Raw genomic sequence first — 2,548 nt, forward strand, 5'->3', positions numbered from 1 at the left:
CTGGAGTCCCAGGCGAACGGGGTCGGGATCGAGCCGACCTCCTTGCCGGCCTTGTCCAGGACGAGGACGCGGTTGGCCTTCGCCTCGTACTGGAAGGTCGCCGTCTGCGAACGCAGGCCGTAGGTCACGGACTTCAGCGCGTCCTGGCGGGCGGCCTCGGGGGTCTTGACGATGAGGACCTGGGCGAAACCGCCCTCCTCACGCGCCACCAGGAGCAGATCGACACCCGGCAGGACCTCGGGGTAGAGGGCGCGGGGCCCGTCCAGGACGGGCTCGGGCAGGGCGCCGGGCCAGGTGTAGGCGATGGTGTGGGTGCCGAACTCGATCTCCGCGAGGAGCGAGGCACCGGGGGTCTCGGCGCGGGCGAACGACCGGTCCGCGCGCGACCCCTGGGCGGAGGTGCCGCTGGAGAACCGCACCGGGTAGACGGCGTTGACGGGCGTGACGCCCAGCCCCCGCGCGGCCTTCGCCTTGGTGCTGCGGGTGAGCTTGTTGTCGATGGGCGCCCACTTGCCGGCGGCGTTCTTCGCTCGCTGGGGAAGGGCGTGCATCTGCGAACGGAGCTGGCCGTTGGGCAGGGCCCAGGTCTGTGAGGTGGCGGTGGTCGCCGTGTCGACGAGGACCTTCTTGCCACTGCGAACGGCTTCGGCCCGCGCGGCGGACTCGTCCTTCGGGCCGGTCGCGGCCTGCTGGGCCTCGGTGGCCTTGCCACCAGCCGTAACAGGTGCGGAATCGGGCTGCCACCAGGGCAAAAGGGCAGCGGTGAGGGCGGCCAGCACAAGGCCGATGGTCAGAGACAGCCGCGTGCGCGTGCGCACGAAGGGGCTGAGATAGGGCGGCGCGGTCACGGCGGTCTACTCCCGTGTGAACCAGACGGACGATGGACAGCACAAACAGCCCCAGACGGCAGGCCGCGGGGCAGAAAGCGAACACACGATCACACACCCCACACAGACCGTCTACACATGAGAATTTTATAAGACCGTTACTCATGTATGGCTCGAGCTAGACACTCTGTCATCGCTGTCCCTAATAAGGGGATTTGGGGCGCTTAAGGTCCATCGATGTCCGGATTGGTTTAGCTGTCGCAAAGATCATTACTGGTGGGTCTCTGTGGCGAACTAGGGCGTGACGCAGTTCACTTCGCTCGTGCGCAACCGAAAACTTTCGCTCTTGCTCGGGGTGCCGTGCATGACGGACAGTACGCACGCACGCACCTGAGACAGGTGTGTGCATTTTGGTGTTTCCGCACCTCACACGATGTCTGTTTGCCAGGGTGGGAGTCGACGCATATGCGTGCTTCAGGTCCGCTGTCATGGCTGGGGCTAGGACGCCCAGCCATGACGGAGTCACAACGACGGCGCTTGCGGCGAAGCCGCATGGCGACCGTCCTTTTGTTGTCCTCGACACTGACCGTGACGAGCCTGGGCGGGCAGGCGCTGGCCATCCCGGGTCCGGGGATGAACCGTCAGGAGTCGACCACCGAGGTCGACTTGCCCGACATTCCGAAGAGCACCGAGCTCGGCGGTGACGCGGAGGCGCAGAAGGCGCTGACGACGGCACCCGAGGTCCCGGTCGACCCGTATGCCCCGAAGAACACGGCGGCGTGGACGTCCGGCACGGGCAGCGCGACGCTGACGACGGCGACGGCGCCGGGCGCCACGGTTCCGGTCAGCAACAACCTGCCGATCGCCATCGGTGTCCCCGAGGGCGCTGACGCCGCCGCCATCGCCGGTGACTGGCAGGTGGGTCTGGCCCCGACGACCACGTCGCAGGACGCGGGTGTGTCCGGCGTCGTCATGAAGCTGACCCCGCCGGCGAACGTGGATCCGGCCGCCGAGGTGTCCCTCACCGTCGACACCACCGGCTTCGCCGACATGTACGGCCCGAACGCCGCTGAGCGCTTCGGTCTCACGCTGCTTCCGGAGTGCGTCTACTCGTCCCCGACCACGGGCGACTGCGCGGACGACGCGGGCGCGACGACGATGTCCGGCAAGGACGACGCGGACGGCGACGTCGAGCGCCTCCGGTCCACCGTGAAGACGGTGGCCGCGAAGGACGCGCCGACCAAGTCGACGGCGGCCAAGGACGCGAAGACCCGCAACATCGTCACGGGCACCGTCCCGGTCGCGAGCCTGCTCGGGGAGGGCTTCACCGCCCAGTCCGGCGCCACCAAGGCGTCCTACCGCGACGGCGTCCGTCCGGCGGCCAACGCCGCCGGTGGCAACGCGGTCGGCCTGCTCGACACGGGCTCTTCCGTGTCCGGTGACTTCACGGCCTCTCCGCTGCTGTCCTCCGGCTCCTGGTCCTCTGGCTCCTCCTCCGGTGCCTTCACCTACGGCTACCAGGTGCAGACCCCGGAGACCGCCGGCGGCCTGATGCCGAAGGTGAACCTCTCCTACTCCTCGCAGTCCGTCGACGGGCGTACGTCCTCGTCGAACAACCAGGCCTCCTGGATCGGTGACGGCTGGGACTACAACGCGGGTTCCATCACCCGTACGTACGCCAACTGCCGTCAGGACTCGAAGAAGCCCGGCTCCAACAACTC

General features: G+C 68.0%; 2 pseudogenes. One reads left to right on the top strand and one right to left on the bottom strand.

What is annotated here, in order from left to right:
- Positions 1-848: pseudogene (locus ACZ6J5_RS36075) on the bottom strand (hypothetical protein); the annotation flags it as partial.
- A 531-nt stretch (positions 849-1,379) separates the two neighbouring features.
- Between ACZ6J5_RS36075 and ACZ6J5_RS36080 the strand changes: the two are divergent.
- Positions 1,380-2,548 (top strand): annotated as a pseudogene (locus ACZ6J5_RS36080) (sugar-binding protein); the annotation flags it as partial.

It is taken from the genome of Streptomyces sp. NPDC042100, from assembly GCF_055582325.1.